The 26,444-nt window shown below is 67.7% G+C and carries 27 protein-coding genes; 18 read left to right on the top strand and 9 right to left on the bottom strand.

Going from position 1 to position 26,444, the window contains the following annotated elements; all coding sequences use genetic code 11:
• Nucleotides 1–6: 6 nt before the first annotated feature.
• Both ACZK08_RS03395 and ACZK08_RS03390 read right to left on the bottom strand, forming a co-directional pair.
• Entirely contained in the window at nucleotides 7–1,467 is a 1,461-nt protein-coding gene (locus ACZK08_RS03395; protein WP_065182857.1) for an NAD(P)(+) transhydrogenase (Re/Si-specific) subunit beta, read from the bottom strand.
• Nucleotides 1,464–1,784 carry an NAD(P) transhydrogenase subunit alpha part 2 gene (locus ACZK08_RS03390; RefSeq protein WP_053519142.1) on the bottom strand — a complete coding sequence of 107 codons (321 nt, stop codon included), beginning with the start codon at nucleotides 1,782–1,784 and terminating at the stop codon, nucleotides 1,464–1,466. The genes ACZK08_RS03395 and ACZK08_RS03390 overlap by 4 nt, the downstream gene beginning before the upstream one ends.
• 97 nt (nucleotides 1,785–1,881) lie before the next feature.
• On the opposite strand from ACZK08_RS03390, the gene ACZK08_RS03385 reads away from it, so the two are divergent.
• The 3 genes from ACZK08_RS03385 to ACZK08_RS03375 are packed head-to-tail and all read left to right on the top strand — an operon-like array spanning nucleotide 1,882 to nucleotide 3,245.
• The gene (locus ACZK08_RS03385; protein ID WP_081284450.1) at nucleotides 1,882–2,466 is read left to right on the top strand and encodes an RNA polymerase sigma factor; all 585 of its coding nucleotides are present in this window, start codon (nucleotides 1,882–1,884) and stop codon (nucleotides 2,464–2,466) included.
• Nucleotides 2,463–2,789 (top strand): hypothetical protein, encoded by a 327-nt coding sequence (locus ACZK08_RS03380; protein ID WP_065182855.1) that lies wholly within the window; start codon nucleotides 2,463–2,465, stop codon nucleotides 2,787–2,789. The genes ACZK08_RS03385 and ACZK08_RS03380 overlap by 4 nt, the downstream gene beginning before the upstream one ends.
• Nucleotides 2,790–2,792: 3 nt before the next feature.
• On the top strand, nucleotides 2,793–3,245 hold the full coding sequence (locus ACZK08_RS03375; protein ID WP_053519136.1) for a DUF3106 domain-containing protein: 453 nt from the start codon (nucleotides 2,793–2,795) through the stop codon (nucleotides 3,243–3,245).
• A gap of 62 nt (nucleotides 3,246–3,307) precedes the next feature.
• Here ACZK08_RS03375 and ACZK08_RS03370 read toward each other — a convergent pair whose 3' ends face one another.
• Nucleotides 3,308–4,387 carry an NAD(P) transhydrogenase subunit alpha gene (locus ACZK08_RS03370; RefSeq protein ID WP_065182854.1) on the bottom strand — a complete coding sequence of 360 codons (1,080 nt, stop codon included), beginning with the start codon at nucleotides 4,385–4,387 and terminating at the stop codon, nucleotides 3,308–3,310.
• Nucleotides 4,388–4,439: 52 nt separating this feature from the next.
• Entirely contained in the window at nucleotides 4,440–6,758 is a 2,319-nt protein-coding gene (locus tag ACZK08_RS03365; protein ID WP_053519132.1) for a DUF1631 domain-containing protein, read from the bottom strand.
• Between the two features lie 331 nt (nucleotides 6,759–7,089).
• Between ACZK08_RS03365 and ACZK08_RS03360 the strand changes: the two genes are divergently transcribed.
• The 4 genes from ACZK08_RS03360 to ACZK08_RS03345 are packed head-to-tail and all read left to right on the top strand — an operon-like array spanning nucleotide 7,090 to nucleotide 9,959.
• Nucleotides 7,090–7,671 (top strand): nitroreductase family protein, encoded by a 582-nt coding sequence (locus ACZK08_RS03360; RefSeq protein ID WP_065176012.1) that lies wholly within the window; start codon nucleotides 7,090–7,092, stop codon nucleotides 7,669–7,671.
• Nucleotides 7,668–8,618: a 5'-3' exonuclease gene (locus ACZK08_RS03355; RefSeq protein ID WP_065175990.1), complete on the top strand. Its 951-nt coding sequence runs from the start codon at nucleotides 7,668–7,670 to the stop codon at nucleotides 8,616–8,618. Before ACZK08_RS03360 ends, ACZK08_RS03355 begins: the two co-directional genes overlap by 4 nt.
• The gene (locus tag ACZK08_RS03350) at nucleotides 8,615–9,169 is read left to right on the top strand and encodes an NUDIX hydrolase (protein ID WP_053519128.1); all 555 of its coding nucleotides are present in this window, start codon (nucleotides 8,615–8,617) and stop codon (nucleotides 9,167–9,169) included. The genes ACZK08_RS03355 and ACZK08_RS03350 overlap by 4 nt, the downstream gene beginning before the upstream one ends.
• Nucleotides 9,162–9,959: an N-formylglutamate amidohydrolase gene (locus tag ACZK08_RS03345; RefSeq protein ID WP_065182853.1), complete on the top strand. Its 798-nt coding sequence runs from the start codon at nucleotides 9,162–9,164 to the stop codon at nucleotides 9,957–9,959. The genes ACZK08_RS03350 and ACZK08_RS03345 overlap by 8 nt, the downstream gene beginning before the upstream one ends.
• A gap of 112 nt (nucleotides 9,960–10,071) precedes the next feature.
• Here ACZK08_RS03345 and ACZK08_RS03340 read toward each other — a convergent pair whose 3' ends face one another.
• Entirely contained in the window at nucleotides 10,072–11,484 is a 1,413-nt protein-coding gene (locus ACZK08_RS03340) for an MFS transporter (protein WP_065182852.1), read from the bottom strand.
• 105 nt (nucleotides 11,485–11,589) lie between these two features.
• On the opposite strand from ACZK08_RS03340, the gene ACZK08_RS03335 reads away from it, so the two are divergent.
• Nucleotides 11,590–12,474: a LysR family transcriptional regulator gene (locus ACZK08_RS03335; protein ID WP_065182851.1), complete on the top strand. Its 885-nt coding sequence runs from the start codon at nucleotides 11,590–11,592 to the stop codon at nucleotides 12,472–12,474.
• A gap of 78 nt (nucleotides 12,475–12,552) precedes the next feature.
• Here ACZK08_RS03335 and pip read toward each other — a convergent pair whose 3' ends face one another.
• Nucleotides 12,553–13,494 (bottom strand): prolyl aminopeptidase, encoded by a 942-nt coding sequence (gene pip / locus ACZK08_RS03330; protein WP_065175985.1) that lies wholly within the window; start codon nucleotides 13,492–13,494, stop codon nucleotides 12,553–12,555.
• 48 nt (nucleotides 13,495–13,542) lie between these two features.
• The gene (prmC, locus tag ACZK08_RS03325; protein WP_065182850.1) at nucleotides 13,543–14,400 is read right to left on the bottom strand and encodes a peptide chain release factor N(5)-glutamine methyltransferase; all 858 of its coding nucleotides are present in this window, start codon (nucleotides 14,398–14,400) and stop codon (nucleotides 13,543–13,545) included.
• Nucleotides 14,401–14,754: 354 nt separating this feature from the next.
• Here prmC and ahpC point away from each other — a divergent pair, with 354 nt between their 5' ends.
• From ahpC to ACZK08_RS03300, 5 genes are all read left to right on the top strand, one after another.
• Complete coding sequence (gene ahpC / locus ACZK08_RS03320) at nucleotides 14,755–15,318, top strand: alkyl hydroperoxide reductase subunit C (protein ID WP_005408159.1); 564 nt, start codon at nucleotides 14,755–14,757, stop codon at nucleotides 15,316–15,318.
• A gap of 222 nt (nucleotides 15,319–15,540) precedes the next feature.
• Nucleotides 15,541–17,133: an alkyl hydroperoxide reductase subunit F gene (gene ahpF / locus ACZK08_RS03315; protein ID WP_065182849.1), complete on the top strand. Its 1,593-nt coding sequence runs from the start codon at nucleotides 15,541–15,543 to the stop codon at nucleotides 17,131–17,133.
• An 84-nt stretch (nucleotides 17,134–17,217) separates the two neighbouring features.
• Complete coding sequence (locus tag ACZK08_RS03310; protein ID WP_065175982.1) at nucleotides 17,218–18,183, top strand: LysR substrate-binding domain-containing protein; 966 nt, start codon at nucleotides 17,218–17,220, stop codon at nucleotides 18,181–18,183.
• Nucleotides 18,184–18,305: 122 nt separating this feature from the next.
• Nucleotides 18,306–18,710 (top strand): nucleoside diphosphate kinase regulator, encoded by a 405-nt coding sequence (rnk, locus tag ACZK08_RS03305; RefSeq protein ID WP_053519113.1) that lies wholly within the window; start codon nucleotides 18,306–18,308, stop codon nucleotides 18,708–18,710.
• A gap of 49 nt (nucleotides 18,711–18,759) precedes the next feature.
• Nucleotides 18,760–19,716, top strand: coding sequence for a transaldolase (locus ACZK08_RS03300; protein WP_065182848.1), 957 nt, complete (start codon nucleotides 18,760–18,762; stop codon nucleotides 19,714–19,716).
• Nucleotides 19,717–20,290: 574 nt separating this feature from the next.
• On the opposite strand, the gene msrA is transcribed toward ACZK08_RS03300, so the two are convergent.
• Nucleotides 20,291–20,956 (bottom strand): peptide-methionine (S)-S-oxide reductase MsrA, encoded by a 666-nt coding sequence (gene msrA / locus ACZK08_RS03295; protein ID WP_053519160.1) that lies wholly within the window; start codon nucleotides 20,954–20,956, stop codon nucleotides 20,291–20,293.
• Between the two features lie 30 nt (nucleotides 20,957–20,986).
• Nucleotides 20,987–21,250, bottom strand: coding sequence for a putative signal transducing protein (locus tag ACZK08_RS03290; protein WP_053519109.1), 264 nt, complete (start codon nucleotides 21,248–21,250; stop codon nucleotides 20,987–20,989).
• Between the two features lie 208 nt (nucleotides 21,251–21,458).
• Here ACZK08_RS03290 and ACZK08_RS03285 point away from each other — a divergent pair, with 208 nt between their 5' ends.
• The 5 genes from ACZK08_RS03285 to rlmM all read left to right on the top strand — a co-directional run bounded on the left by ACZK08_RS03285 (nucleotide 21,459) and on the right by rlmM (nucleotide 26,381).
• Nucleotides 21,459–23,207 carry a glutamine--tRNA ligase/YqeY domain fusion protein gene (locus ACZK08_RS03285; protein WP_065176238.1) on the top strand — a complete coding sequence of 583 codons (1,749 nt, stop codon included), beginning with the start codon at nucleotides 21,459–21,461 and terminating at the stop codon, nucleotides 23,205–23,207.
• Nucleotides 23,208–23,250: 43 nt separating this feature from the next.
• Entirely contained in the window at nucleotides 23,251–23,904 is a 654-nt protein-coding gene (locus tag ACZK08_RS03280; protein ID WP_065182847.1) for a hypothetical protein, read from the top strand.
• A gap of 48 nt (nucleotides 23,905–23,952) precedes the next feature.
• Nucleotides 23,953–24,675, top strand: a complete 723-nt coding sequence (locus ACZK08_RS03275) for a DUF6348 family protein (RefSeq protein WP_065182846.1) — start codon at nucleotides 23,953–23,955, stop codon at nucleotides 24,673–24,675.
• A gap of 94 nt (nucleotides 24,676–24,769) precedes the next feature.
• Entirely contained in the window at nucleotides 24,770–25,330 is a 561-nt protein-coding gene (locus ACZK08_RS03270) for a nucleoside deaminase (RefSeq protein WP_065176235.1), read from the top strand.
• Nucleotides 25,314–26,381, top strand: coding sequence for a 23S rRNA (cytidine(2498)-2'-O)-methyltransferase RlmM (gene rlmM / locus ACZK08_RS03265; protein WP_065176234.1), 1,068 nt, complete (start codon nucleotides 25,314–25,316; stop codon nucleotides 26,379–26,381). Before ACZK08_RS03270 ends, rlmM begins: the two co-directional genes overlap by 17 nt.
• Nucleotides 26,382–26,444 lie beyond the last annotated feature (63 nt).

Here is a 26,444-nt window from a genome sequence, read left to right as displayed (position 1 = left end):
TACGGCTCAATGCCCGCCGTCGAGCGCCTTCAGCTCGCTGACCAGCGACGCCGCCGCCTCAGCGCCGTCGCCGTACAGCATGCGTGTGTTGTCGGCGTAGAACAGCGCATTCTCGATCCCGGCAAAGCCGGTCCCGCGACCACGCTTGATCACCACCACGTTGCGCGCGTTGATCACGTCCAGCACCGGCATGCCGTAGATCGGACTGGCCGGATCGGTACGTGCGACCGGATTGACCACGTCGTTGGCGCCGATCACCAGCACCACATCGGTGCTGGCGAACTCGGGATTGATGTCATCCATGTCGGCGATCAGGTCGTACGGCACGCCGGCCTCGGCCAGCAGCACGTTCATGTGCCCGGGCATGCGCCCGGCGACCGGATGGATGGCGAACTTCACCTTGACCCCGCGCTGCCCCAACCGCTGTGCCAGTTCCCAGATCTTGTGCTGGGCCTGGGCCACGGCCATGCCGTAACCGGGCACGATCACCACGCGCTCGGCGAAGGCCATCATTGCCGCCACATCGGCCGCCTCGATCGGCTTCTGCGCGCCGGTGATCGCCTGTGCCTCTCCGCCTGCACCACCCCCGAAATTGGAGAACAGCACGTTGCGGATAGGCCGGTTCATCGCCTTGGCCATCAGGCGGGTCAGCAGGATGCCCGCCGCGCCGACCATCATGCCGGCGATGATCAAGGCCTCGTTGCCCAGCACGTAGCCCTCGAAGGACACCGCCAGACCGGTGAATGCGTTGTACAGCGAGATCACCACCGGCATGTCGGCGCCACCGATCGGCAGCGTCATCAGCACGCCCAGTGCCAGTGCCAGCACGAAGAAGGCGATGATCGCCCAGGTGCTGAGCGTGCTGGCCGCGACGATGGCCAGCACCACCACCGCCAGCGCCACCAGCAGGTTCAACGCCTGCTGCCCTGGCCAGGTGACCCGCTTGTCGAGGCGGCCATCCAGTTTGGCCCAGGCGATCACGGAGCCGGACAGCGACACCGCGCCGATCGCGGCGCCGACCACCGCCAGCAGCAGCACGGTGGTGGAAGGCTGGCGTGCGGCAAGGTCGGCCAGCGCCTGTTCGCTCCAGTGCGTGGTATCGCGATGGGCCAGGAAGGCGTAGCGCAGCAGTTCGACCGCACCGATCGCCGCCGCCGAACCACCGCCCATGCCGTTGTACAGCGCCACCATCTGCGGCATGTCGGTGACCGCGACCTTGCCGGCCGACCACCAGGCCAGGCCGGCACCCAGCAGCAGCGCGACCAGGATAAGCGGCACGTTGTGCAGCTCGGGCAGGAAGAAGGTGGCCGCGGTGGCCAGCAGCATGCCCAGTCCGGCCCAGCGGATGCCGCTGCGCGCGGTCAGCGGCGAGGCCATCCGCTGCAGGCCGAGCAGGAAGAGCGTGGCGGCCACCAGGTAGCTGGCCTTGACCAGCCAATCGAGCAGTTCGACGGTGCTGATGTTCAAGCCTGCGGCTCCTTCGGTTCGTCCTTGCCTGCCCGCGGCGCGCTCGGCCTGAACATCTCCAGCATGCGCGCGGTGACCACGTAGCCGCCGGCGGCGTTACCGGCACCTAGCACCACGGCGATGAAGCCCAAGGCCTTTTCCAGCGGCGTCTGTGCGTGGCCGAGCACCACCATCGCGCCGATCAGCACGATGCCGTGGATGAAATTGGAACCCGACATCAGCGGGGTGTGCAGGATCACCGGCACCCGCGAAATGATCACGTGGCCGGCGATGGCGGCCAGCATGAAGATGTACAGCGCCACGAACCCGTCACTCATCAGCAACGCTCCCGCTCTGTCTTCGTCGGCCCATCATAACCATGGGCTGAACCCGGCGCGCATCCTCGTCAACCGGGGCCGCGCTCACGCGTTGTCGATGGTGACCCCGAGCAAGGAACCGTACCCTGTGCTGGTGAGCAGCCCCGTCCCCCCGACCGCCGACACCGATGCCCTGCCAGCGTCGCTGGAAGCGTTCCTGGCGAGCATCGGCCCGCGCGCGTTCCGCTTCGCCGAGGCCGGCCTGCGCCAGCGCGAGGATGCCCTGGACGCCGTGCAGGATGCCCTGCTGCGCATGCTGGACTATGCCGACAAGCCCGCCAGCGAATGGGCGCCCCTGTTCTGGAGCATCCTGCGCCGGCGGGTGATCGACCTGCAGCGCCGACGCCGCTTCCGCCTCCCGTTCTGGCGCGACAACCAGGATGCCGACGGTGCCGACATCGACTGGGCCGACCCCGGCCCTACCCCGGCGCAGGCGCACGAGCAGCACCAGCAGTACCAGCAGCTGGTGCAGGCGCTGCGTACGCTGCCCGCCCGCCAGCGCGAAGCGTTCACCCTGCGCGTGCTGCAGGAACTGGACGGCGCCACCACCGCCCGCGCCATGGGCTGCAGCGAAGGCGCGGTAAAGACCCATCTCGCACGCGCCCGGCAGGCGCTGCAGGATTATCTGGAGAACCCCCCGTGAACCGCTCCCTGCCCTCCGATGACGCCTTGCGGCGCCTGCATGCGCATTCTCTGCAGGCGCTGTCGCCGGCAACGCTGTCGCGCCTGCGCCAGGCCCGCCAGGGCGCCCATGCAGCCCATCGTGGGCGCTGGCGTTGGTGGCTGGCCAGCGCCTGCTCGCTGGTGGTGGCGCTGGGCATCGGCGTGCAGTTCACCGGTCCGGACCTGCCGACGCGGCCAGCGCCGGTACCGACCGTTGCCGCAGTGGAAGACAACAGCGCGCTGTACGACGAGAATCCCGATCTGTACCTGTGGCTGGGCGACACCGACCTGGCGATGGAGTGAATCATGCTGCGACATCTCTCCCTGCCCCTGCTGATCGCCCTGGCGCTGCTGCCTGCAGCACCGGTGCTGGCGCAGACCCATGCGCCCGCGCCGCCCGCTCCCGGTGCTCCACTGCCTGCCTGGGATCAGCTCAGCCCCGCCCAGCGCGAGGCGGTGCTGGCCCCGCTGCGCGACCGCTGGAACGGCGCCGATGCCGGTCAGCGCCAGCGCATGCTGGCCCATGGCCAGCGCTGGCAGTCCATGAGCCCGGAAGAGCGCGACAAGGCCCGCCGTGGCCTGCGCCGGTTCGAGCACATGAGCCCGGAACAGCGCGAACAGGCACGCGCACTGTTCGGGCAGATGCGCCAGCTGCCCCCTGCCCAGCGCGACGCCCTGCGCGATCGCTGGTCCCGGATGACGCCGGAGGAGCGTCGCGACTGGGTGCGGGACAACCCGCCACCGGCAAAGCCGCGGTAAGCCTTCGGGATACAGGGGTCAGATCCCTTTGCCAGAGGCAAAGGGATCTGACCCCATGTCATTCACGCCTGCCAGCGCGTCTTTGCCAGCAGTTCGTCTTCCCAGTCGAAGCTCAGCTGCCCTTCGCGTACGAACAGGGCAACGAAGTTGAGCAGGTTGCGCGCATACATCTCGCTGGCCTGGGTCGCACCCCGGCTGGCCAGGCCCAGCGGTCCATCGATGGTCACGCCCTGGTGTTCGATGCACTGCCCCGGCTGGGTCAGCGCGCAGTTGCCGCCGCTCTCGGCCGCCAGATCGACGATCACACTGCCCGCCGCCATGCCTTCCACCATCGCCGCAGTGACGATGGTCGGTGCCGGACGGCCCGGCACGGCTGCGGTACAGATCACTACATCGACGCTGCGCAGATGGTCGGCCAGCCGCCGCTGCTGCTCGGCCCGTTCTTCCTCGGTCAGCGCCCGCGCGTAGCCGCCCTCGCCGGCCGCGCTGACGCCCAGGTCGAGGAAGCGTGCGCCCAGCGACTGGATCTGCTCGCGCGTTTCCGGCCGCACATCGAATCCTTCCACCTGGGCGCCGAGGCGGCGCGCAGTAGCGATCGCCTGCAATCCTGCAACGCCGGCGCCGATCACCAGCACCTTGGCCGGACGCACGGTACCGGCCGCGGTGGTCAGCATCGGGAAGAAGCGCGGTGCACGCTCGGCTGCGATGAGCGCAGCCTTGTAGCCCGCCATGCCGGCCTGCGAACTGAGCACATCCATCGCCTGCGCACGGGTGGTGCGCGGCAACAGCTGCAGCGGGAACAGCAGCAGGCGGTCCTCGCTGGCCAGCGCCGCCAGTGTCGGATCGCTGGCCGGCGTCAGCAGGCCGACCACGGCTGCGCCCGGCTTGAGCCAGGCCAGCACCTGCGCCGGCGGCGCCTGCACGCACAGAAGGATGTCGATCTCGCCCCAGCGACCGTCATCGAATGCACGTGCGCCCGCGTCCTGATAGGCGGCATCGGGAAAACCGGCGGCCTCGCCCGCACCGGTTTCGTACCAGACGGTGACGCCCAGTGCGGCGAGCTTGCGCGCGGTCTCCGGCGTCAACGCCACGCGCCGTTCGCCCGGCGCGGTCTCCTTGATCCCCAGCAACGCCACAGCCATGCAGGTCCCCGCTGATCGGTGAGTTTTCCCGATCCTAGCAGGCGGCTCCCGCTCAGTGCAGGGTGGCGTTGCCCGGGTCGAGGCGGTCGATCACGCCCTGCATGGCGCTGTCGAAGGCGCCATCGTCGACATGCGCACGCAGGCGGCCCAGCCGCACCATCACCGCCAGTTCCTCCGGCGAAGCCACGCAGAAGCGCACGCCACGCCGGTTGACGAACAGCAGCCGGGAAGAAATCGGGCTCACCCAGGACAGCTTGCCGGCCTGCACCTTGCCGTCCTTGTCGACGAAGTCCAGCCAACTGCCGATCTCCATCCGGCGGAAGCGATCGGCATCGGCATTGTCGAAATCGTCGGTATCCACCTGGCTGCCCAGTTCGACCGTCGGCGAGTCCGCAACCGGCGGCATGGGCAGGACAACCTGCGGCAGCTCCGGCAGCGCACGTTCCAGCTCCGGCCGTGACTCGGCGATGCCCTGCAGGGTGTCATGCAGTGCATCGATGGCCGAGGTTGCCGCATCGCCGTGTACGCCGACACTGGCGAACACCTTGGCCAGCACCGGCTGCCAGGCTTGCAGCCAGGGCTTGCCGATGATCTGCCGGCGCGCTTCGGCCACTTCCTCCAGCAGGCCATCGCCCAGAGCCAGGGCTTCGGCGACCGATGCACCGTCTTCGCCCTCGCGCAGCAGCGCCAGGGTCAGGTGGTGCTGCCACGGCTGGCGCAGGAACTCGGCGATGGCCGGTGGCAGGGTGGCATCGCCTATGCGGCGATCCAGCTCGGTGGCCGCGCGCGTGCGGGCCATTTCCAGCTTTTCCTGGCCGCGCTGCGTTTCCGCTGCGCGCCGCTCGGCAATCTCGACGCGGCGACGGTGCTGCACCAGGAAGTCGCGGAACTCCTCTTCCAGGGTGAGGAAGATGGCCAGGTTCTCGTTGAACTCGGCGACCAGGCGCTCGATGATCTCCTCCACCTTGGCCATCAGCATGCGCTCGGCCTGGCTCTCGCCGGTGTTGCCTTCGCAGGCCTCGGCCAACGAATTGAGCAGCTTGCGCGCCGGATGGGTCTTCTGCACGAACATGCGGCGGTCGAGCATGGCGACCTTGACGAAGGGCACCACCAGGCGGCCGATCAGTTCGCGCGAGCGGCCCTCCAGTTCGCGTTCATCCAGCATGACGTCGAACAGCATGCCGACCAGGTCGATCGCGTCCTCGTCCTGCGGATCCAGGCGCGTCTGGCCCGGGTCGACGCCCAGCCGGGTGGCGCTGGACAACACCTCGCTCTTCAGGCGCTGCGCGAGCGACTCACCATCCTCACCGATCGCCGCACGCAGCGTGGCGCTGGGGGTCGCCTGCAGCAGCGACAGCACCGACATCATCTCGCGCTGGCTCAACGGGCGCTGCTGGCCCACGGCCACCTGCGCGGCCGATGTTGCGTCCTCACGCACGTGGCGCGTCTGCTGCAGCAGTTCCTGCAGCGCTTCCAGCAACATCCCCTGCTGGCCATAGGCCTCGCTGCCGGCGGCGCCGGGACCGTCCCCACCGGCCTGCTGAAGGTGGCCTCGGCGCTCGGACCAGCGCGCGGCGAAGCGCTGCGCCCACGCCGGTGCGGCCTGCTCGTCATCGCTGAAATCGCTGTCGAACCCCGGCACCGGGCGCTGTTCGACCAGATCGTCCAGCCCCTGCGGTGAACGCGGGCCCGGGGCCGCCGGGGTGCGGCGCACCGCGCCCATCTGCGACATCACGCCGGCCGCCGCGAGCTGCTCGTCCAGCTTGTCGTAGATGCGGCCGACCGGCGCGCGCAGGTCGCGCTCGCACAGCTTGATCAGCACCAGGTGGACTTCCGGCGCCAGTTCGCAGCCGGCGAAGGCCTCGTGGATGGCCACGCCCAGGTGTTCCGGGCTGATCGGGTTCAGGTCGGCATCCAGCGGCACATCGCCGGCCAGCCAGCCCAGGCGGCGGTCCAGCCGCGCCAGAACCGGCTTGAAATCACGCAGCAGCACCGTGGCGAAGTTGCGCACCGCCAGCCTCGATTCGAGCACGTGCTCGGCCAGCAGGCTCAGGCCATCCTCGGCCGGGCCGGACAGGGTCGCATCCGCCGACAGTGGCTCTCCGGCAACCAGAGCCGCCCAGGCGCGTTGCAGATGGCCGGCAAAGGCCGCCGCTATCTCCTCGCGCCGCCGGCGCAGCTCGCGCATCGCATCAAGGAACAGCAGCTGCGAGGCGCCGGCATTGCCGGCACGGTCGAACAGGGCGTCGTCGAAGCGCGCCAGTGCTGCCCCGAAGGCCTGGCACAGCGCGGGCAGGACGGCGTCACGGGCAAGCTGGAACTGGGCCGGGTCACGACCCGACGTTCCCAACGGTGTGGGCGCGCTCATCATTCGGGAAGGCTCCCCACCTTCTCTGGTGCGACAGACAACATGGACATCGCGACGACCGGCACACCCCATGTACCGATACGTCGATGGTAGGCCGGCCCGCCCCTCACGGACAGTGAAACAGTCCTCACTTCAAACCTCGTGACCCACGGCCCGGCAAGAGGGATATCGTAAGCCGTGCAAGGCCCGCGAGGCGAGAGGAAGCCGGCGTCCGATTGCCGCCAGTGGCATGATGTTCATCACAGTTTGATAGTGAGGGGACAGACGCCGCAGCCACGGCGTCATCGACCACCGCGACTATAATCAAATGCCCGTGATGACCGGTTCAGACGCCATGCCCGACCCCGCCGCCCTGCTTGCCCTCGATGCCCGCCGCTCGGTGCCCTCGCGGCAGCTGGGCGAGCCCGGGCCGGACCCGCAGACCCTGCTGCGCATGCTCTCCTCGGCGGTGCGGGTGCCCGACCACGGCAAGCGGGTGCCGTTCCGGTTCCTGAAGATTGCCGGCGATGCGCGTCACACTCTGGGCGCGTTCCTGGCCGAGCGCAGCCGCCAGCGCGATCCCACCGCCGGCGAGGCCGTGTTCGAGAAGGATCGCCAGCGTTTCAGCCATGCGCCGCTGGTGATCGTGGTGGTGGCCAGCCCCCGCCCCGACCCGAAGGTGCCCGAGCAGGAGCAGCTGATGACCGCTGGATGCGTCTGCTTTGCCCTGCTGCAGGCCGCACAGGCGCTGGGCTTCGGCGCCCAGTGGCTGACGGCGTGGATGGCGTTCGACCCGGCCGTACACGCCCATCTGGGGCTGGCCGACGGCGAGCGCATCGCCGGTTTCATCCATATCGGCACCGCCCGCGCCGACGTGCCCGAGCGCGAGCGTCCGGATCCAGCCGCCCTGCTGCGCGACTGGACGCCACCGGCATGACCTTGCCGGCACCGGCGCCGGCGCTGTACCTGGTCGACGCCAGCATCTACGTGTTCCGTGCCTGGCACTCGCTGCCCGACCAGTTCCAGGATGCGCAGGGCTGGCCGACCAATGCCGTGCACGGCTTCGCGCGCTTCCTGCTGGACCTGCTCGAACGCGAGCGTCCGCAGCACATCGCCATCGCCTTTGACGAGGCGCTGGACAGCGGCTTCCGCCATCGCCTGTATCCGGCGTACAAGGCCAACCGCGATCCGGCTCCGGAGGCGCTGAAGCGCCAGTTCGTGCATTGCAAGGCACTGTGCGCGGCGCTCGGTCTGGCCGTGCTTGCCCATCACGACTACGAGGCCGACGACCTGATCGGCAGCGCCCTGCATGTGCACCGCGGCAGCCACCGCGGTGTCATCATTTCCGCCGACAAGGACCTGTCGCAGCTGCTGCTGGACCACGACGAGCAGTGGGACTATGCGCGCAACCAGCGCTGGAGCGTGGCCGGGGTGAAAGCGCGGCATGGCGTGCATGCGCACCAGATCGCCGACTACCTGGCACTGTGCGGCGATGCGGTGGACAACATCCCCGGCATCAGCGGCGTCGGCAGCAAGTCCGCGGCGGTCCTGCTGGCCCACTTCGGCAGCCTGGATGTGCTGTACGAGCGCCTGGACGAAGTGCCCTTCCTGCGCCTGCGCGGCGCAGCGCAGATGGCAGTGCGCCTGCGCGAGCAGCGCGAGCATGCCCTGCTCTGGCGACAGCTGACCACCATCGCGCTGGACGCGCCGCTGGAAGGCTGCCAGCCCGGCCTGCTGCGGCAGACGGCCGACCCGGAGCTGCTCGGCGGCCTGTGCCAGACCCTGCGCTTCGGCCCGATGACCCGCCGCCGGCTGTTCAACGCCGCCGGCATGGCCGACCCGCTTCCCACTCCCTCCTTTTCCAATTCCGGCGAGCCCGCATGAGCCAGCGCAATACCGAAGCCCCGCGTGTCGTCTATGAAGGCAAGTACCAGCGCATGCTGGTACGCGGCACCTGGGAATACAGCGAACGCACCCACGCCGGTGGCCTGGCGGCGATCATCATCGCCGTCACCCCCGAGGACAAGGTGCTGTTCGTCGAGCAGTTCCGCGTGCCCCTGCAGGCATCGACCATCGAGATGCCGGCCGGGCTGGTCGGTGACATCCATGCCGGCGAGTCGATCGAAGTCTCGGCGGTACGCGAACTGGAAGAAGAGACCGGCTGGACCGCCGAGCACGCCGAAGTGCTGATGATCGGCCCGACCTCCTCAGGCGCCAGCAGCGAGAAGATCGCCTTCGTGCGCGCCACCGGCCTGCGCCGGATCGGCGAAGGCGGCGGCGATGACAGCGAGGACATCACGGTGCACGAGGTCCCGCTCAAGCAGGCTGCCGCGTGGCTGGTGCAGAAGATGGGCGAAGGCTACGAGCTCGATGCCAAGCTCTGGGCCGGGCTGTGGATGATCGAACATCACCTGGACGGGCGCCCGCGTGGCTGACGCCGACCTGCACACCTTGCCGGCATTGCTGGGCGCTGACGACCCGGCGATCTACACCATCCACCGGCCGCAGGGCGCTTCGCCGTACCTGCTGCTGGCCGATCACGCCGGGCAGCAGGTACCGCGCGCACTGGCCGGCCTCGGCCTGCCGCAGCGCGAACTTGACCGCCATATCGGCTGGGACATCGGCATCGCCGGCACCACGCGTGCATTGGCCGAACGGCTGGATGCCTGGGCCATCGAGCAGACCTATTCGCGCCTGCTGATCGACTGCAACCGTCCGCTGGCATCGCCGACCCTGATTCCGGAAGCAAGCGATCACACCGTGGTACCGGGCAACGCCGGCCTGTCGGCCGCACAACGGCAGCAGCGCATCGACGCGATCCACGCGCCCTATCACGCCCGCATCGAAGCGGAACTGGATGCGCGCCGCGAAGCCGGCCGCCCGACCCTGCTGGTGATGATGCACAGCTTCACTCCCTCCATGAACGGCACGCTGCGGCCATGGCATGCCGGCGTGCTCTACCACCAGGACACGCGCTTTGCCCACGCCCTGCTGCAGGCACTGCGCGAGGAAGGCGATCTGGTGGTCGGTGACAACGAACCGTATTCGGTAAGCAGTACCAGCGACTACGCGGTACCGGTGCACGGCGAAGGGCGCGGCCTGGTGCACGTGGAACTGGAGATCCGTCAGGACCTGATCGCCGACGCGGCCGGGCAGCAGGCGTGGGCCGAGCGGCTGGCGCGGATCTTCAGCGCGTTGCAGCCACGGCTGCTGGCATCGGTGTAACGCCATCCGGGCCCGGTAGCGCCGGGCCATGCCCGGCGGCACTGGAGGATTCACCGTCGCGTTGCGCCTCGCCGGGGATGGCCCGGCGCTACCGGGTCATCCTGCAGGTCGATCATGCGTCGTTGGCCAGGCAGGCGGGGACCGCCGGGGCGACCGGCGCCGGGCGCAGGGCCAGCGCGATGACCACGCCGAGCAGTGCAAACACTGCGGCGCCGTACTCCGCACGCACCAGCCCGGTCAGCGCATCCGGAGAGCCGGCAGCTGCCACGTCGGCGTTGGCCACCATCACCAGTACCGCCAGGCCCAGCGCACCGCCGATCTGCTGTGCGGTGGCCGCCATGCCCGACGCCACGCCCTGCTGCGCCGCCGGCACGCCCTGACCCGCCACGATCCACATCGCGGTCCAGGTCATTCCCTGGCCGATGCTCAACACCACCACGCCCGGCAGCAATGGCCAGAAATTCGAGGCATGCGGCAGTGCCGCCGCCACCCAGGCGATGCCGACGGCACCGGCCAGGTTGCCGATCACCAGCACCCTGCGCGCGCTCCAGCGCTGCAGCGTCCACTCGGCAAGCTGGATGCCCACGGTGCACACCGCCGTGGCCGGCAGGAATGCCAGGCCGGCCTGCAGCGGACTCCAGCCGTAGCCGTCCTGGAAGTACAGCGCCATGAAGTAGTACTGCACACCGTAGCTGCTCATGAACGCGAAGGTCAGGCCGAGGGCGGCACGAAGGCCCGGCAGGCGCAGCAGCGCGAACTGCATCAGTGGATCGCGGCTGCGCAGCTCGATCTGCACGAACGCGAACAGGATCAGTATCGACAGCACCAGGCAGCCCAGCGTGACGGGCGCCGCCCACCCCCATTCGGGGCCCTGTACCAGCGTGGTCACCAGCAGGCTGCCACCCAGGGTCACGGTGATGCAGCCGGCCAGATCGAACGAACGGCCCTGCGGGCGCGAAGCATCGGGCGGCAGCCACGCACCGGCGGCAAGCGCGCACGCGGTGGCCAGCGGCACGATCACCGCCAGCACCGCCGGCCAGCCGAAGGCCTGGGTGAGTACGCCACCGAGCAGCGTACCCAAGGCAAGACCCACTGCACTGGCCATGCTCCAGATCGCCAGCGCGCGGTTGCGGGCCGGGCCTTCTTCATACAGCGTGTTGATCAGGGCCAGCGTTGCCGGGAACAGCAGCGCGGCACCGATGCCCTGCACTGCGCGCGCGATGATCAACAGGCCCGCATTCGGCGCCAGCGCGCCGAGCAGCGATGCCACCGCGAACAACAGCATGCCCAGGCGGTAGAAGCGGCGGCGGCCGATCAGGTCGGCGGCACGCCCGCCCAGCAGCAGGCTGCCGCCGAAAGCCACGGTGTAGGCACTGACCACCCATTGCAGCTGCTGCGCGTTGATCTGCAGCGCGCGGCCCATGTCATGCAGCGCGACAAAGATGATGGTGGCATCCAGGGCGATGATCAGCTGGGCGGTGGCCAGCAGGGTCAGTGCCCAGCGCGGGTATTTGAGGGGAGGCATCGGTGGTCTGGACTGAAGGGGGAGCGCAGTCTCATTGATGCAGCGGAATCAATAAACCCCTCACCCGCCATATCTGTCATGATTTTCTGCATGAGTGGATCATCGATGGACCTCAACGCGGTGCGCATGCTGGTGCAGGTGGCCGAAGCACGCAGCTTCACCGTCGCTGCCGGCCAGCTCGGCCTGAGCCAATCCGGGCTGTCGCGTGCGATCAGCCGGCTCGAGGTGGACCTGGGCGTGAAGCTGCTGCAGCGGAACACGCGCAACGTGGCATTGACCCCGGATGGGCGCCAGTTTGTGGAACAGGTCGCGCCACTGCTGTGCGGACTGGAGGACGCGGAACGGCAGCTTGCCGATCGCCCCTGCACGCCGTCGGGCACGCTGAAGATCAGTGCGCCGTCGATGTTCGGCCGCAAGGTGCTGGTGCCCCTGCTGGCGCCGTTGCTGGAGCGCCATTCACAACTGCAGGTCGAAGCCGTGCTCAGCGATCGCCTGGTCGACCTGGTCGAAGAGGGGTTCGACGCCGCGCTGCGGACTGGCACCATCGCCGACCAGCGCATCGTCGCCCGGCCCCTGCGACCGCTGCGCTGGGTGACCGTCGCCAGCCCGGACTACCTCGCCCGGCGCGGTGCACCGGGCGATGTGGCCGCACTGGCGGGGCATGCCTGCCTGGCCGTGCGCAACCTGCGCAGTGGCCGCCTGGTGGACTGGCAGTTCCTTCAGGACGGCCAGCTGCGCGAGTTCACGCCACCGACGCGGATGGTGTTCGACAGCGGCGACCCATTGGTGGAAGCCGCCATCGCCGGCATCGGCATCGTGCAGGTAATGGATTTCGCCGTGGCCGACGCCTTGGCCGACGGCCGTCTGCTGCGCGTGCTGCAACCGTATGAAGGCCGCAGCCGCGAACTCTCTTTGATCTACCCACCTTCGCGCCAGCACTCGCCGAAGCTGCAGGTGCTGGCCGACGCGCTGCTTGCAGGGGACTGGTAGCACCGGGCCATGCCCGGCGAGTCAAACCGCGGCAACAGATCGCAACGCCGCCGGGCGTGGCCCGGCGCTACCGGCGCGTTACGCGAAGCTGTCCGTGGCGCGCACCAGCGCGTCGACATTCTCCGCTTCGAACGCGGAGTGGCCCGATGCCGGGGTGATTTCCAGCTTCGCCTTCGGCCACACCTTGGTCAGGTCCCAGGCATTGGCGAGCGGGCACACCACGTCGTAGCGGCCATGCACGATCACGCCCGGGATGTCGGCGATGCGGTGCGCGTCGCGCAGCAGCTGGTCTTCCACCTCGAAGAAGCCACCATTGACGAAGTAGTGGTTCTCGATACGGGCAAAGGCCAGCGCGAAATGCGGGTCTTCGTGGCTGTTGATGAAGTCGTCATCCACATGCAGGAAGCTGGTCGCCCCCTCCCACACGGCCCAGGCCTTGGCTGCTTCCAGGCGGGTCGCCTCGTCTTCACTGGTCAGGCGACGGTGGAACGCCGAGATCAGGTCATGGCGTTCAACCACCGGAATGGGCTTCAGATAGTGCTCCCATGCATCGGGGAACAGGCGGTTGGCGCCTTCCTGGTAGAACCACTCCAGCTCCCAGCGGCGGAGCATGAAGATGCCGCGCAGAACCAGTTCGGTGACGCGCTGCGGATGGGTTTCGGCGTAGGCCAGCGCCAGGGTTGACCCCCAGCTGCCTCCGAACACCTGCCAGCGGTCCACGTTCAGATGCTCGCGCAGCCGCTCGATATCGGCCACCAGGTCCCAGGTGGTGTTGTCCACCAGATCCGCATGCGGCGTGGAACGGCCGGCACCGCGCTGGTCGAACAGGATGATGCGGTACTTCGCCGGGTCATGGAACTGGCGCATCTTGTCGCTGCAACCGCCGCCCGGACCGCCGTGCAGCATCACCACCGGCTTGCCATCCGGATTGCCGCACTGCTCGAAGTACAGCGTGTGGCGGTCGTCGACCTTCAGGGTGCCGACGTCATAGGGGGTGATGGCGGGGTACAGCGTACGCATGCTTGCAGCTCCAGGGTGATGCCCTGCCGGGGCAGGAGAACCCCCATTCTAGGCCGGTCGCCGGCCGAGGGTGACCCGATCACGCTGCTCAAGGTCCTGCTGGGTCTGCACGTCGGCGAAACCGGCCGCATCGAACAGCGTGCGGATCGCCGCGCCCTGGTCCCAGCCGTGCTCGATCAGCAGCCAGCCCGCCGGCTGCAGGTGTTCGGGCGCGCCTGCGACGATGCGGCGGATATCGTCCAGTCCGTCGATGCCGGACGCCAGCGCGCTGGCCGGCTCGAACCGCAGGTCGCCCTGCTGCAGATGCGGATCTTCGCTGGCGATGTAGGGCGGATTGCTGGCAATCAGTGCAAAGCGCGCGCCCTGCAGCGGTGCGTACCAGTCCTGTCCACCTTCAGCGAAACGCACGTTGCGCAGTTCATGGTGGGCGGCATTGCGCGCAGCCATGGCCAGTGCACCGGGGCTGGCATCGGTGGCCAGCACCTGTGCCAGCGGCCGCTCGCTGGCCAGGGCCAGGGCGATCGCACCACTGCCGGTGCCGAGGTCGGCCACGGACAGCGGGCGGTCCGATGGCAGGCGTTCCAGCGCCAGCTCCACCAGCAGTTCGGTTTCCGGACGCGGGATGAGGGTCGCCGCATCGACCCGCAGATCAAGCGTCCAGAACCCGCGCCGGCCGGTCAGGTAGGCCACCGGCTCACCGGCGGCGCGACGCGCCAGCAGCGCCTCGAAGGCAGCCTGCGCCGTTGCCGGCAGCGGATCGGTCGCATGGGCGAACAGCCAGCTGCGTGGACGCTCCAGCACATGCAGCAGCAGCAGCTCGGCTTCGTGGCGGGCGTCGATGCCGCCCAGGCGGGCGCTGGCGTCGGCCACCACCTGGCGCAGGGAGGGTTGGGTTGGGGAAGACATTCCGCAATTGTAGAGCCGAGCCCATGCTCGGCTGCTTCTGGAACAGCCGAGCATGGGCTCGGCTCTACAGATCCGCGGTCGAGCGTGGGCTCGGCTCTACAAAAGCTGGAATCCGTTCAGGTTTCGCTCGAGGGCATAAGGAGGGGCTATCAGCCCTCTTCACGCGTCCCTGGCGATTTTCCTTGTCACACAGGCAGTTGCAGGATGAGGGACGCAAGGTTCAGTGCGGGCTCATGGCAATTTGATAGGCTGCATCTATCAAATAGATGCAATCAATGGATTGTTCTTATCGCAACTGAGCCGGTAACCTAGCTCCTGTCGATTCACCCACTCCCTTCACCCAAAGGAAAAATGATGTCCCTCATCAATACCCAGATCCAGCCGTTTGAAGCCAACGCCTACCACAACGGCGAGTTCATCAAGGTTTCCGATGCCAGCCTGAAGGGCCAGTGGTCCGTCCTGATCTTCATGCCGGCTGCATTCACCTTCAACTGCCCGACCGAGATCGAAGACGCCGCCGACCACTACGCCGAGTTCAAGAAGGCTGGCGCTGAGGTCTACATCGTCACCACCGACACGCACTTCTCGCACAAGGTGTGGCACGAAACCTCGCCGGCCGTCGGCAAGGCCCAGTTCCCGCTGGTCGGCGACCCGACCCACCAGCTGACCAACGCCTTCGGCGTGCACATTCCGGAAGAGGGCCTGGCCCTGCGCGGCACCTTCATCATCAATCCGGAAGGCGTGATCAAGACCCTGGAGATCCACTCCAACGAGATCGCCCGCGACGTCTCCGAGACCCTGCGCAAGCTGAAGGCCGCCCAGTTCACCGCCGCCAACCCGAACCAGGTGTGCCCGGCGAAGTGGAAGGAAGGCGAGAAGACCCTGACCCCGTCGCTGGACCTGGTCGGCAAGATCTAACGCAGCACCGGCACGCCGTGGCCCCACGCCACGGCAGGCCCATCTCCATGCCGGCGGCATCGCCGGCGTGGGGGTGAACCCAAGACAGCCATCGCCGGCCCGTCGCGGCCAGCCAGCCCCTTCCACGGTCACTGTCTTGGGTTCACCCCTACCCCCTGCTGGTCCGCTACCTTCTACAGCGGTGCCACGCCCCCTGTTTGCCTGAATCCAGGAGAAGACCCGATGTTGGACGCCAACCTGCAGTCGCAGCTGAAGACCTATCTGGAGCGCGTGACCCGCCCTATCCAGATCACCGCGCATGCCGACGACGGCGACAAGTCGCGGGAAATGCTGGAACTGCTGCAGACCCTGGAAAGCCTGTCCGACAGCATCTCGCTGCAGGTGCTGCGTGATGGCCAGGGCCGCGTGCCTTCGTTCGACCTGGGCACGCCCGGCCAGGACATCCACCTGACCTTCGCCGGCCTGCCGATGGGTCATGAATTCACCTCGCTGGTGCTGGCGCTGCTGCAGGTCGGCGGCCATCCCTCCAAGGCCACTGCCGAGCTGATCGAGCAGGTGCAGAGCCTGGAAGGCGAGTACCGGTTCGAGACCTATTTCTCCCTGTCCTGCCAGAACTGCCCGGACGTGGTGCAGGCGCTGAACCTGGCCGCGGTGCTCAACCCGCGCATCCAGCACGTGGCCATCGACGGCGCGCTGTTCCAGGAGGAAGTGGAGAAGCGCGAGATCATGTCGGTGCCGACCGTGTATCTCAACGGTGAAGTCTTCGACCAGGGCCGGATGACGCTCGAACAGATCGTGGCCAAGCTGGATACCAACGCCAGCAAGCGCGACGCAGAGAAGATCGCCGCCAAGCAGGCCTTCGACGTGCTGGTGGTGGGCGGCGGCCCGGCTGGCGCGGCCGCAGCGATCTACGCCGCGCGCAAGGGCATCCGCACCGGCATCGCCGCCGAGCGCTTCGGCGGCCAGGTACTGGATACCATGGCCATCGAGAACTTCATCTCGGTCAAGGAGACCGAAGGCCCGAAGCTCGCTACCGCGCTGGAGCAGCATGTGCGCGAGTACGACGTGGACATCATGGATCTGCAGCGCGCGACCGCGCTGGTGCCGGCCGGCGACGATGGGCTGGTACAGGTGCAGCTGGAAAACGGCGCGGTGCTGAAGTCACGTTCGGTGATCCTGTCCACCGGTGCGCGCTGGCGGCAGATGAATGTGCCGGGCGAAGAGCAGTACCGCAACAAGGGTGTGGCCTACTGCCCGCACTGCGATGGCCCGCTGTTCAAGGGCAAGCGCGTGGCGGTGATCGGTGGTGGCAACTCCGGCGTTGAAGCTGCCATCGATCTGGCCGGCATCGTGTCGCATGTAACCCTGCTGGAATTCGATTCCAGCCTGCGCGCCGATGAGGTGCTGCAGAAGAAGCTTCGCAGCCTCGGCAATGTCACCGTGCTGACCAGCGCCCAGACCACCGAAGTGCTGGGCGATGGCAGCCGGGTCACCGGGCTGGTCTACAAGGACCGCATCGGTGGCGACGCCCACCGCGTAGAGCTGGAAGGCATCTTCGTGCAGATCGGCCTGCTGCCCAACACCGAGTGGCTTAAGGACACCGTGGCGCTGTCGCCGCGCGGCGAGATCGTCATCGACGACCGTGGCCAGACCAGTGTGCCCGGCGTGTTCGCCGCAGGTGATTGCACGACGGTACCCTACAAGCAGATCATCATCGCCATGGGCGCCGGCTCGACCGCCGCACTGAGCGCGTTCGATCATCTGATCCGCTCGTCGGTGAGCAGGAGCAGCGGAGCCGTTGCCGAAGCTGCCTGATCCACTGCTCCCGGGTTGCCGGGAGCATTGTCAGCTGCGGGGTGACCACGCCGCCAGCCGGTCCGTTATCCCTGGGATGTGAGGATGAATCTACGCGATCTGAAGTACCTGGTAGCCCTGGCCGACCACAAGCATTTCGGTCGGGCTGCCGCGTCGTGCTTCGTCAGCCAGCCCACGTTGTCCACCCAGATCCGCAAGCTGGAAGAAGAGCTGGGCCTGCCGCTGGTCGAGCGGGCCCCCCGCAAGGTGATGCTGACGCCGGCCGGCCAGGAAGCCGCTGCACGGGCGCGGGTGATCGTGTCCGAGGTGGAGCAGCTGAAGGAAGCGGCACGGCGCAGCCGCGATCCGGAAGCCGGCACGGTGCGCCTGGGAATCTTCCCGACCCTGGGCCCGTACCTGTTGCCGCATGTGATCCCGCGCATCCGCGAACGTTTCCCGGAACTGGAACTGCTGCTGGTCGAAGAGAAGAGCGATGTGCTGCTGGAGCGCCTGCGCGAAGGCAAGCTCGATGCCGCGCTGCTGGCACTGCCGGTGATCGACGACCAGCTGCACGCCGAGTTCCTGTTCGAGGAGCCGTTCCTGTTGGCCGTTTCCGGTCGCCATCCGCTCGCCCAGCGCGCTCATCTGGATGTGCAGGAACTGGCCACGCAGAAGCTGCTGCTGCTGGAAGACGGCCATTGCCTGCGCGACCAGGCGCTGGAAGTGTGCCGGCTGTTCGGCGCCAACGAGAAATCCGAGTTCCGCGCCACCAGCCTGGAAACATTGCGGCAGATGGTCGCCGCCGATGTCGGCATCACATTGCTGCCAAGCCTGTCGGTGCAGCCCCCCGTCCCGCGCTCGAACAACATCCGCCTGCTCGATTTCATCGGCGAGGGCCGGCCCAGCCGCCGTATTGCGATGGTCTGGCGCCGCAGCTCGGCGATGAACGACTTCCTGATGGAGCTGGCCAGCCAGTTCAAGCGCCTGCCGCATGCGCTGTTCACGCTGGAAGCCGCCAATGGCACGGCCGCCGATCCGGCCAGCCTTTCCGGCCCCGCGCTGAACGGCTGACGGCCCCGCGTCCCCGCCCCCGAGCGGCGGGAGTCGATTCCGGTCGCATTTGTCCCCACAATACAGACAGGCGGCGCCAGCAGGCGCCGCCTTTTGCATGGTTTTCAACCAAGGAGTTTTACATGAACACCGCCAGCGGCCTGCCGCCGTCGATCACTGTCTCAACCTTCGACATGGACCGCCTGGAGGCCATGCTCGAAGCCCCTGCGCTGAGCCAGACGCCTGCCGCGCTCGCGCTTGCCGAAGAACTCAACCGGGCCACCGTGCTGGCGCCGGACCAGATTCCCGAAGGCATCGTCATGATGCATTCCCGCGTGGAGTGCGAAGATGGGGTTTCAGGCGAGAAGCACGTCCTGACCCTGGTCTTCCCCCGCGAAGCCAACGTCGATGAAGGCAAGGTTTCCGTGCTGGCCCCGGTCGGCAGTGCCCTGCTCGGCCTGTCGGTCGGCCAGAGCATCGACTGGACTGCACCCGGCGGTCGCAAGCTGCGCCTGCGCGTGACCGCAGTGCACAACGACCGTCCCTGATCTCCGCTGCGCACTGCGCGCGATCCGATTCCCCGTACCAGGAGCCGTAATGAGTACCTCGTCCAAACTGTCCCAGCTGCGCGAACTGTCCGTGGTCGTTGCCGATACCGGTGACTACGAGGCGATCAAGCGCCTGCAGCCGGTGGACTGCACCACCAACCCGACCCTGGTGAAGAAGGCACTGGACCTGCCGGTCTATGCCGATCTGATCGAGCGCGAACTGGCCTGGGGCCGTCAGCAGAGCGGCGACCGCGAGGCCGTGGTGCATGCGGTGGCCGATCGGCTGACCATCGGCGTCGGCGCGCTGCTCAGCACGCTGGTGCCGGGCCGCGTGTCCACCGAGGTGGATGCTGACCAGGCGTACGACACCGCCGCCACCGTGGCCAAGGCCCGCCAGTTCATCCAGATGTACGCCGATGCCGGCGTACCGCGCGAGAAGATCCTGATCAAGATCGCCGCGACCTGGGAAGGCGTGGAAGCGGCGCGGATCCTGCAGGCCGAGGGCATCGACTGCAACCTGACGCTGATCTTCAACCCGACCCAGGCGCTGGCCTGCAGCGAAGCGGGCGCGTTCCTGATCTCGCCGTTCGTCGGCCGCATCCTTGACTGGTACGTGGCCAACGGCCAGACCCCGGCCAACATCGATGAGGACCCGGGCGTGAAGTTCGTGCGCAGCGTGTATGCGGAGTTCAAGCGCCGTGGTTCGCCGACCGTGGTGATGGGCGCCTCGTTCCGTTCCACCGCACAGATCGAGGCGCTGGCCGGCTGCGACCGCCTGACCATTTCGCCGGATCTGCTGGAGAAGCTCGACGCCGATCACGGCGAGCTGCCGCGCAAGCTGGTGCCCGGTGAGGGTAACGGCGTGGCGGTGACCCCGATCGATGCGGCGACGTTTGCGGCGGATCTGGCTGCCGATCCGATGGCGACCGAGAAGCTGGCGACCGGTATCGAGGCGTTCGCCAAGGATCTGGAAGCGCTGCGCGAGCGGATCCGCGCGGCGCTGTAAGGGTTCCAGCCAACGGCTGAGCCCCTCGTGGCGGGGGCTTGGTCGCGAAAGGCGGGTCATGCGTTTGGCAGGGTGGGTAGGCCGTGCAGGGGACGCTGCAAGTACGTCCCTGTAAGCTCGGTCGCCGCATCCATGCGGCTCACGCCCCTGCACAGCCTACCCACCCTGCCTTCGACAATTTCCTGCGGCCGCCCGCCACGGAAGAAAGAGAGAAGAGCAACAGCGGGTCGCGCGCTTCGCTTGCTCGGAGCGGAGCATGGCTCCGCTCTACAAAAGACACCGCAGGATCAAACAAAAAGGACGCGGCGAAGGCCGCGTCCTTTTTGTTTTCTTTCAGTTCGTCAGTAACCAACGCTCTTGCCCACCGTCACCGGGAAATGATCGGAGGCGGGACGGGTACAGATGGCGGGACCGTCCACGGCATGGATGCCGTGGCCGAGCCCCCAAGGACGGGTTTACGGCGTGTCCCGCCATCTGTACCCGTCCCGCCCAACTCACAGCAACCCAGAGCCGCTTTGGCTTTGGCTTTGGCAGTTGATTGAGCTTCTGCCCGCCGCAGGCGGACCACCGCGCGTCAGCGCGGCGCCTCCACATCCAGCCCGATCGGGCAGCTCACCCCGGTGCCGCCGATGCCGCAGTAACCGTTCGGGTTCTTCGCCAGGTACTGCTGGTGATAGTCCTCGGCGTAGTAGTACTCCGGCGCCGGGAACACGATCTCAGTGGTAATAGGGCCGTAGCCGGCCGCGTCCAGCTGCGCCTGGTAGGCCTCGCGGCTGGCCAGCGCAGCGGCGTACTGCGTTTCGTCGGTGGCATGGATCGCCGAACGGTACTGGGTGCCGGTGTCGTTGCCCTGGCGCATGCCCTGGGTCGGGTCGTGGCTTTCCCAGAACAGCTGCAGCAACCGTTCCAGGCTCACCACCTTCGGATCGAACACCACCTGCACCACTTCGGTGTGGCCGGTCAGGCCGGAGCAGACTTCTTCATAGGTGGGATTCGGCGTGACGCCGCCGGCATAGCCGACCGACGTGCTGTACACGCCCGGCTCCGACCAGAATTTGCGCTCGGCTCCCCAGAAGCAGCCAAGCGCGAAACGGATCTGCTGCAGGCCGGCAAAGCGGTCCTTCAGCGGGTGACTGTTCACGAAGTGCTGGTTGCTGTGCAGCGGCAGTGGCTGATCACGCCCTGGCAGCGCCTCTTCCGGGCGCGGCAGGCGCTGCTTGAAGGCGCCGATGCCCAGGATGCCCTGTCCGATTCCCAACATGATGCGCTCCTACGCCGGAAGACCGGCAATGTCGTCTGCATCGGAAATGGGGGCGTCGGCGGCGTGGCCCAAGTCCAGGCCGGCGACGATGCCTTCAGCCTCGGCCCGCGCGGCGTCGGGGATGCCGACCCTCAATACACCGAACAGCGGCAGCTCGCCCATGCCCCCCAGCAGCTGCTCGCCGAACACGAAGGCAGGAATGCCGGCATCTTCCAGCGCGTGCTTCACCAGGTGGGCGTCGAACAGATTGTCGGCCTTGTACACGATGTGCATGGGGCGGCTCCACGGGAGAGGCCTCCAGCATACGCCCGGGCGCTGAATGCCGCCGCTGCGCTCGCCGGGCATGGCCCGGCGCTACCCCCTTGCGCCCGCTGCACTTGCCGGCCGGGCCCCCTGCGCCCGGTAGCGCGGGCGCAACCCCGGCAGCCCTTCCCCTTACGCGCTAGACTGTTGGTCTTTCTGCCCTTTTTCGCCCAGCCTCATGTCCGAGCACACCCCCGCCAGCCCCGAGACCCCCGCCGACAGCCACGAAAAGCGCGATTTCATCCGCCAGATCGTGCGCGAGGACCTGGCCAGCGGAAAGCACCAGGCGATCAAGACCCGGTTTCCGCCGGAGCCGAACGGCTACCTGCACATCGGCCATGCCAAGTCGATCTGCCTGAACTTCGGCATTGCCGGCGAGTTCAGCGGCGTATGCAACCTGCGCTTCGACGACACCAATCCGGCCAAGGAAGACCCGGAGTACGTGGCCGCCATCCAGGATGATGTCCGTTGGCTGGGGTTCGAGTGGAACGAACTGCGCCACGCCTCCGATTACTTCCAGGCCTACTATCTCGCCGCCGAGAAGCTGATCGAGCAGGGCAAGGCCTATGTGTGTGACCTGTCGGCCGAGGAAGTGCGTGCCTACCGTGGCACCCTGACCGAGCCGGGCCGTCCCTCGCCGTGGCGCGACCGCAGTGTCGAGGAGAACCTCGACCTGTTCCGCCGCATGCGTGCCGGTGAATTCCCGGACGGTGCGCGCACCCTGCGCGCGAAGATCGACATGGCCAGCGGCAACATCAACCTGCGCGATCCGGCGCTGTACCGCATCAAGCATGTCGAGCACCAGAACACGGGCAACGCGTGGCCGATCTACCCGATGTACGACTTCGCGCATGCATTGGGCGATTCGATCGAGGGCATCACCCACTCGCTGTGCACCCTGGAATTCGAGGACCATCGCCCGCTCTACGACTGGTGCGTGGACAACGTCGATTTCGCCCATGACGACGCACTGACCCAGCCGCTGGTCGATGCCGGCCTGCCGCGCGAAGCCGCCAAGCCGCGCCAGATCGAATTCTCGCGCCTGAACATCAACTACACGGTGATGAGCAAGCGCAAGCTGATGGCGCTGGTCACCGAGCAGCTGGTGGACGGCTGGGAGGACCCGCGCATGCCGACCCTGCAGGGACTGCGTCGCCGCGGCTACACCCCGGCGGCAATGCGCCTGTTCGCCGAACGCGTGGGCATCAGCAAGCAGAACTCGCTGATCGACTTCAGCGTGCTGGAAGGCGCGCTGCGCGAAGACCTCGATGGCGCCGCACCGCGCCGCATGGCCGTGGTCGACCCGCTCAAGCTGGTGCTGACCAACCTGCCCGAAGGCCATGAAGAACAGCTCACCTTCAGCAACCATCCGAAGGACGAGAGCTTCGGCAGCCGTCAGGTGCCGTTCGCGCGCGAGGTCTGGATCGACCGCGAGGACTTCGCCGAAGTACCGCCGAAGGGCTGGAAGCGCTTGGTGCCGGGCGGCGAAGTGCGCCTGCGTGGTGCCGGCATCATCCGCTGCGATGAGGTGATCAAGGATGCCGACGGCACCATCACCGAGCTGCGCGGCTGGCTGGATCCGGAGTCGCGCCCCGGCATGGAAGGGGCCAACCGCAAGGTCAAGGGCACCATTCACTGGGTCAGCGCCGTGCACGGCGTTCCGGCCGAGATCCGCCTGTACGACCGGCTGTTCTCGGTGCCGAACCCGGACGACGAGTCGGAAGGCAGGACCTACCGCGACTACCTCAATCCGGAATCGCGCCGCACCGTCACCGGCTATGTCGAGCCGGCCGCGGCCAGCGCCGCGCCGGAGCAGTCGTTCCAGTTCGAGCGCACCGGCTACTTCGTTGCCGACCGCCGCGACCACACCGAAGCCAAGCCGGTGTTCAACCGCAGCGTGACGCTGCGCGATACCTGGTCGGCCTGAAGACCTGCGCGGGCGCCGACACGGCGCCCGCACGCCCGCGACGATGATCACCGCCCTGTCCGCCCTGCTCTGGTTCATCTCGCAGCATCCGCTGCTGACGTTCTTTGCAGCAATGGGGCTGGCCGCGCTGGTCTCGTGGTGGCGGCGTTCACCGGTCTACGCCATCGTGGTGTTTCCGCTGGCGATGCTCAACATCTTCCTCGGCAGCTTCCTCAACGCCACTTTCCTCAACGCGGTGGGCGAGCGCGGTGAAGCGGTGATCGTGAAGGCCGAGGAAACCAATTCAACGCTCAACGAACAGTACATCTGGCGCTACGAAGCGGTGTTGCGCACCGCCGAAGGTCGCGACGTGGAGGTGGTGTTCCACACCAACACCGCTTCGCTGTGGCCGCTGGAGAACGCGATCCGCATCCCGGCTCAGGACCAGCCGTTCGTGGTGAAGTACACGCCGGGCTTTCCGCGCAACTTCGTCATCCTCACCACCGAATCACCGCACGGCATCGCCCAGGCCCGTGCCAGCGCGCGCGAGCGGGTGGAGGTAGCCGCACGCAAGCTGCACTTCAGCCCGGGCAACGCCGATTTCCGCGCGGACTATCGCCGCGAACTGGATACCTGGCTGCGTGATCATGGCAACGATCCGCAGCAGCAGTCCGACGCACGGCGATATCGCGCAGAACGCGAAGCACTCGATCACTAGCACCCGGCCCGGCCTGGATGCTCCACCCGATCCATCCTCAGGCCTGACATGACCACGACGTCCACCGCCCTCCTCCCGCTGCTGCAGCAGGTCCTGCAGGACGCTGGCATCGCCAGTCGCGTCGACGGCGGCGCGCTGGTGCTGGACAGCGGCCTGCGCCTGACCCCGCATGCGATGGCAGCGCACGCGCGCGACAACGGTGGCTGGCAGACCTCCACGGTCATCGAGGCGCAGCACCCCACCCTGTTCGCCGATGGCCTGTTCGAGTACCAGCACGCCAACGGCGCCGATGAGCAGGCCTCGCTGCTGTCCGGCTTCCAGGCCTGGGTGCGGGTGGACCTGGCCACCCTGCAGACCGCAGTGGGCGCCGACGACGCGCAGGGCCTGCCGATGATGGGCCTGACCTATCCAGCAGGTGATGACGGCAAGGAACACGGGCGCACCGTGGTGCTGGGGCCGCTGGCCCACTACCGCGCGCAGGAGGTGGAGGTCGCCACATGCAGTGAGGACGACCACGGTTCCTGCCCCTGCTGCCTGTTCACCAGGAGCATGGACGCCTTCGACGAGCTGCTGAAAGCGCGCCAGTTCCTTGCCATCCGCCTGTTCGCCTCGCGCGATGCCGATGGCCTGTGCGAGGCCGATTGTCGGGTCAATGGCCACGACTTCGCCCCTGCCCTGCCATTGCTGCGCGCGTATGCCGCCAGTTGGCCGCAGGCCGGGCTGGAGTTCCGCAAGCAGTACGTGGTGATCCGCACCGGCTCACCCGGCTGACGCGCCCACACCCGGTACAGGCCGGTGCGGCTACACTGCGCGCCGGTTTCCCAAGCAACCGCACTTTTCCCATCCCACACGAGGCACCCCCGCGATGCTGTATGCGCAAGTCCACCTGACCCTTCCCGCCTGGATCCACGACCAGATCGACCTGGATCGTCGATATCCGGGCGATGAGGCCAAGGTCGCGCTGGCCATCGAGCTGTCGCGCCAGAACGTCGAGCACGCCAGCGGCGGCCCGTTCGGCGCCGTGGTGTTCGGTCCGGACGACAAGGTGATCGCCGCCGGCGTGAACCGGGTGATGCCGCATGCCACCTCGTTGGCACATGCCGAGAACATGGCCTACATGCTGGCCCAGCAGCGCCTGCAGACGCCGCGCCTGAATGCCGTGCTGTCGCCGGTCACCCTGGCCACCAGCTCGCAGCCGTGCTGCCAGTGTTACGGCGCTACGGTGTGGGCCGGCATCGACCGCCTGCTGATCGGCGCCAGTGCCGCCGATGTAGAGGAACTGACCCCGTTCGACGAAGGCCCGCTGCCGGCCGACTGGGTGGGCGAGCTCAACAAGCGTGGCATCGAGGTGGTGCAGGGCCTGAACCGCGACGCCGCACGCAGCGTGCTGCGCGCCTATGGGGAAAGCGATGGCGCCCGTTACTGAAACCGGCATCGGCCTGCTGTGCCTGTGCCGGCAGGGCTTCGAGCCGGAGCTGGCCGGCGAACTGCAGTTCCGCGCCGGTGAGGCAGGCTTCGCCGGCTACGCACGTACCCAGCGCAATGACGGCTATGTGTTGTTCATGTGCGACGAAGCGGCCGCGTTGGCACCGCGGTTGCCGTGGCGCGGCCTGATCTTCGCGCGGCAGAAGCTGGTGGTGCTGGCTGAACTGCCGCAGCTGGATCCGGCCGATCGCATCACGCCGATGCTGGAGGTGCTGGCCGATGCGCCACGCTTTGGTGATCTGTGGGTCGAACATCCGGATTCGGATGCCGGCAAGCCACTGTCCGGGCTCGCCCGTGCGTTCGGCAACGCGTTGCGCCCGGCACTGCGCAAGGCCGGCAAGCTCAGCGACAAGCCCAATGCACGGCTGCCACGCCTGCACGTGGTGTTCGTGGACGGCACCCACGCCTTCATCTGCGTGGCCGACCCCGCCGACAGCGCACCGTGGGCACTGGGCATTCCGCGCCTGAAACTGCTGCCGGAGGCCCCCTCGCGTTCGGCGCTGAAGCTGGACGAAGCCCTGCTGACGCTGCTGGCGCCGGAAGAACGCGAGGCACTGGTGAAACCCGGCATGCGCGCGGCCGATCTGGGGGCGGCACCGGGCGGCTGGACCTGGGTGTTGACCCGCCAGCACATGCAGGTGCTGAGCATCGACAACGGCCCCCTGCGCCAGCACGTACTGGATACCGGCCTGGTCGAGCACCTGCGCGCGGATGGCTTCCATTGGCACCCGGAGCAGCCGCTGGACTGGATGGTGTGCGACATGGTCGAGCAACCGCGCCGCGTTGCCGAACGCATGGCCACCTGGTTCCGCGAAGGCTGGTGCAGGCATGCCATCTTCAATCTGAAACTGCCGATGAAGAAGCGCTGGGACGAGACCCGGCTGTGCCTGGACCTGTTCCAGGAGCAGGCTGGCACGTCTCTGGAAGTGCGTGCCAAGCAGCTCTATCACGACCGCGAAGAGATCACCGTGCTGGCGTCGCCGATGCGGTGATGCGCGGCAGGGTCATCGCCCGCACAGGATGCCGCGGGTACGCTTCCGTCAACGCCCGCCAGG

It is taken from the genome of Stenotrophomonas sp. 112478_Sma (assembly GCF_056479905.1).
The sequence above is the reverse complement of the archived record's forward strand: the minus strand, read 5'-3'. Positions and strand labels throughout refer to the sequence as shown.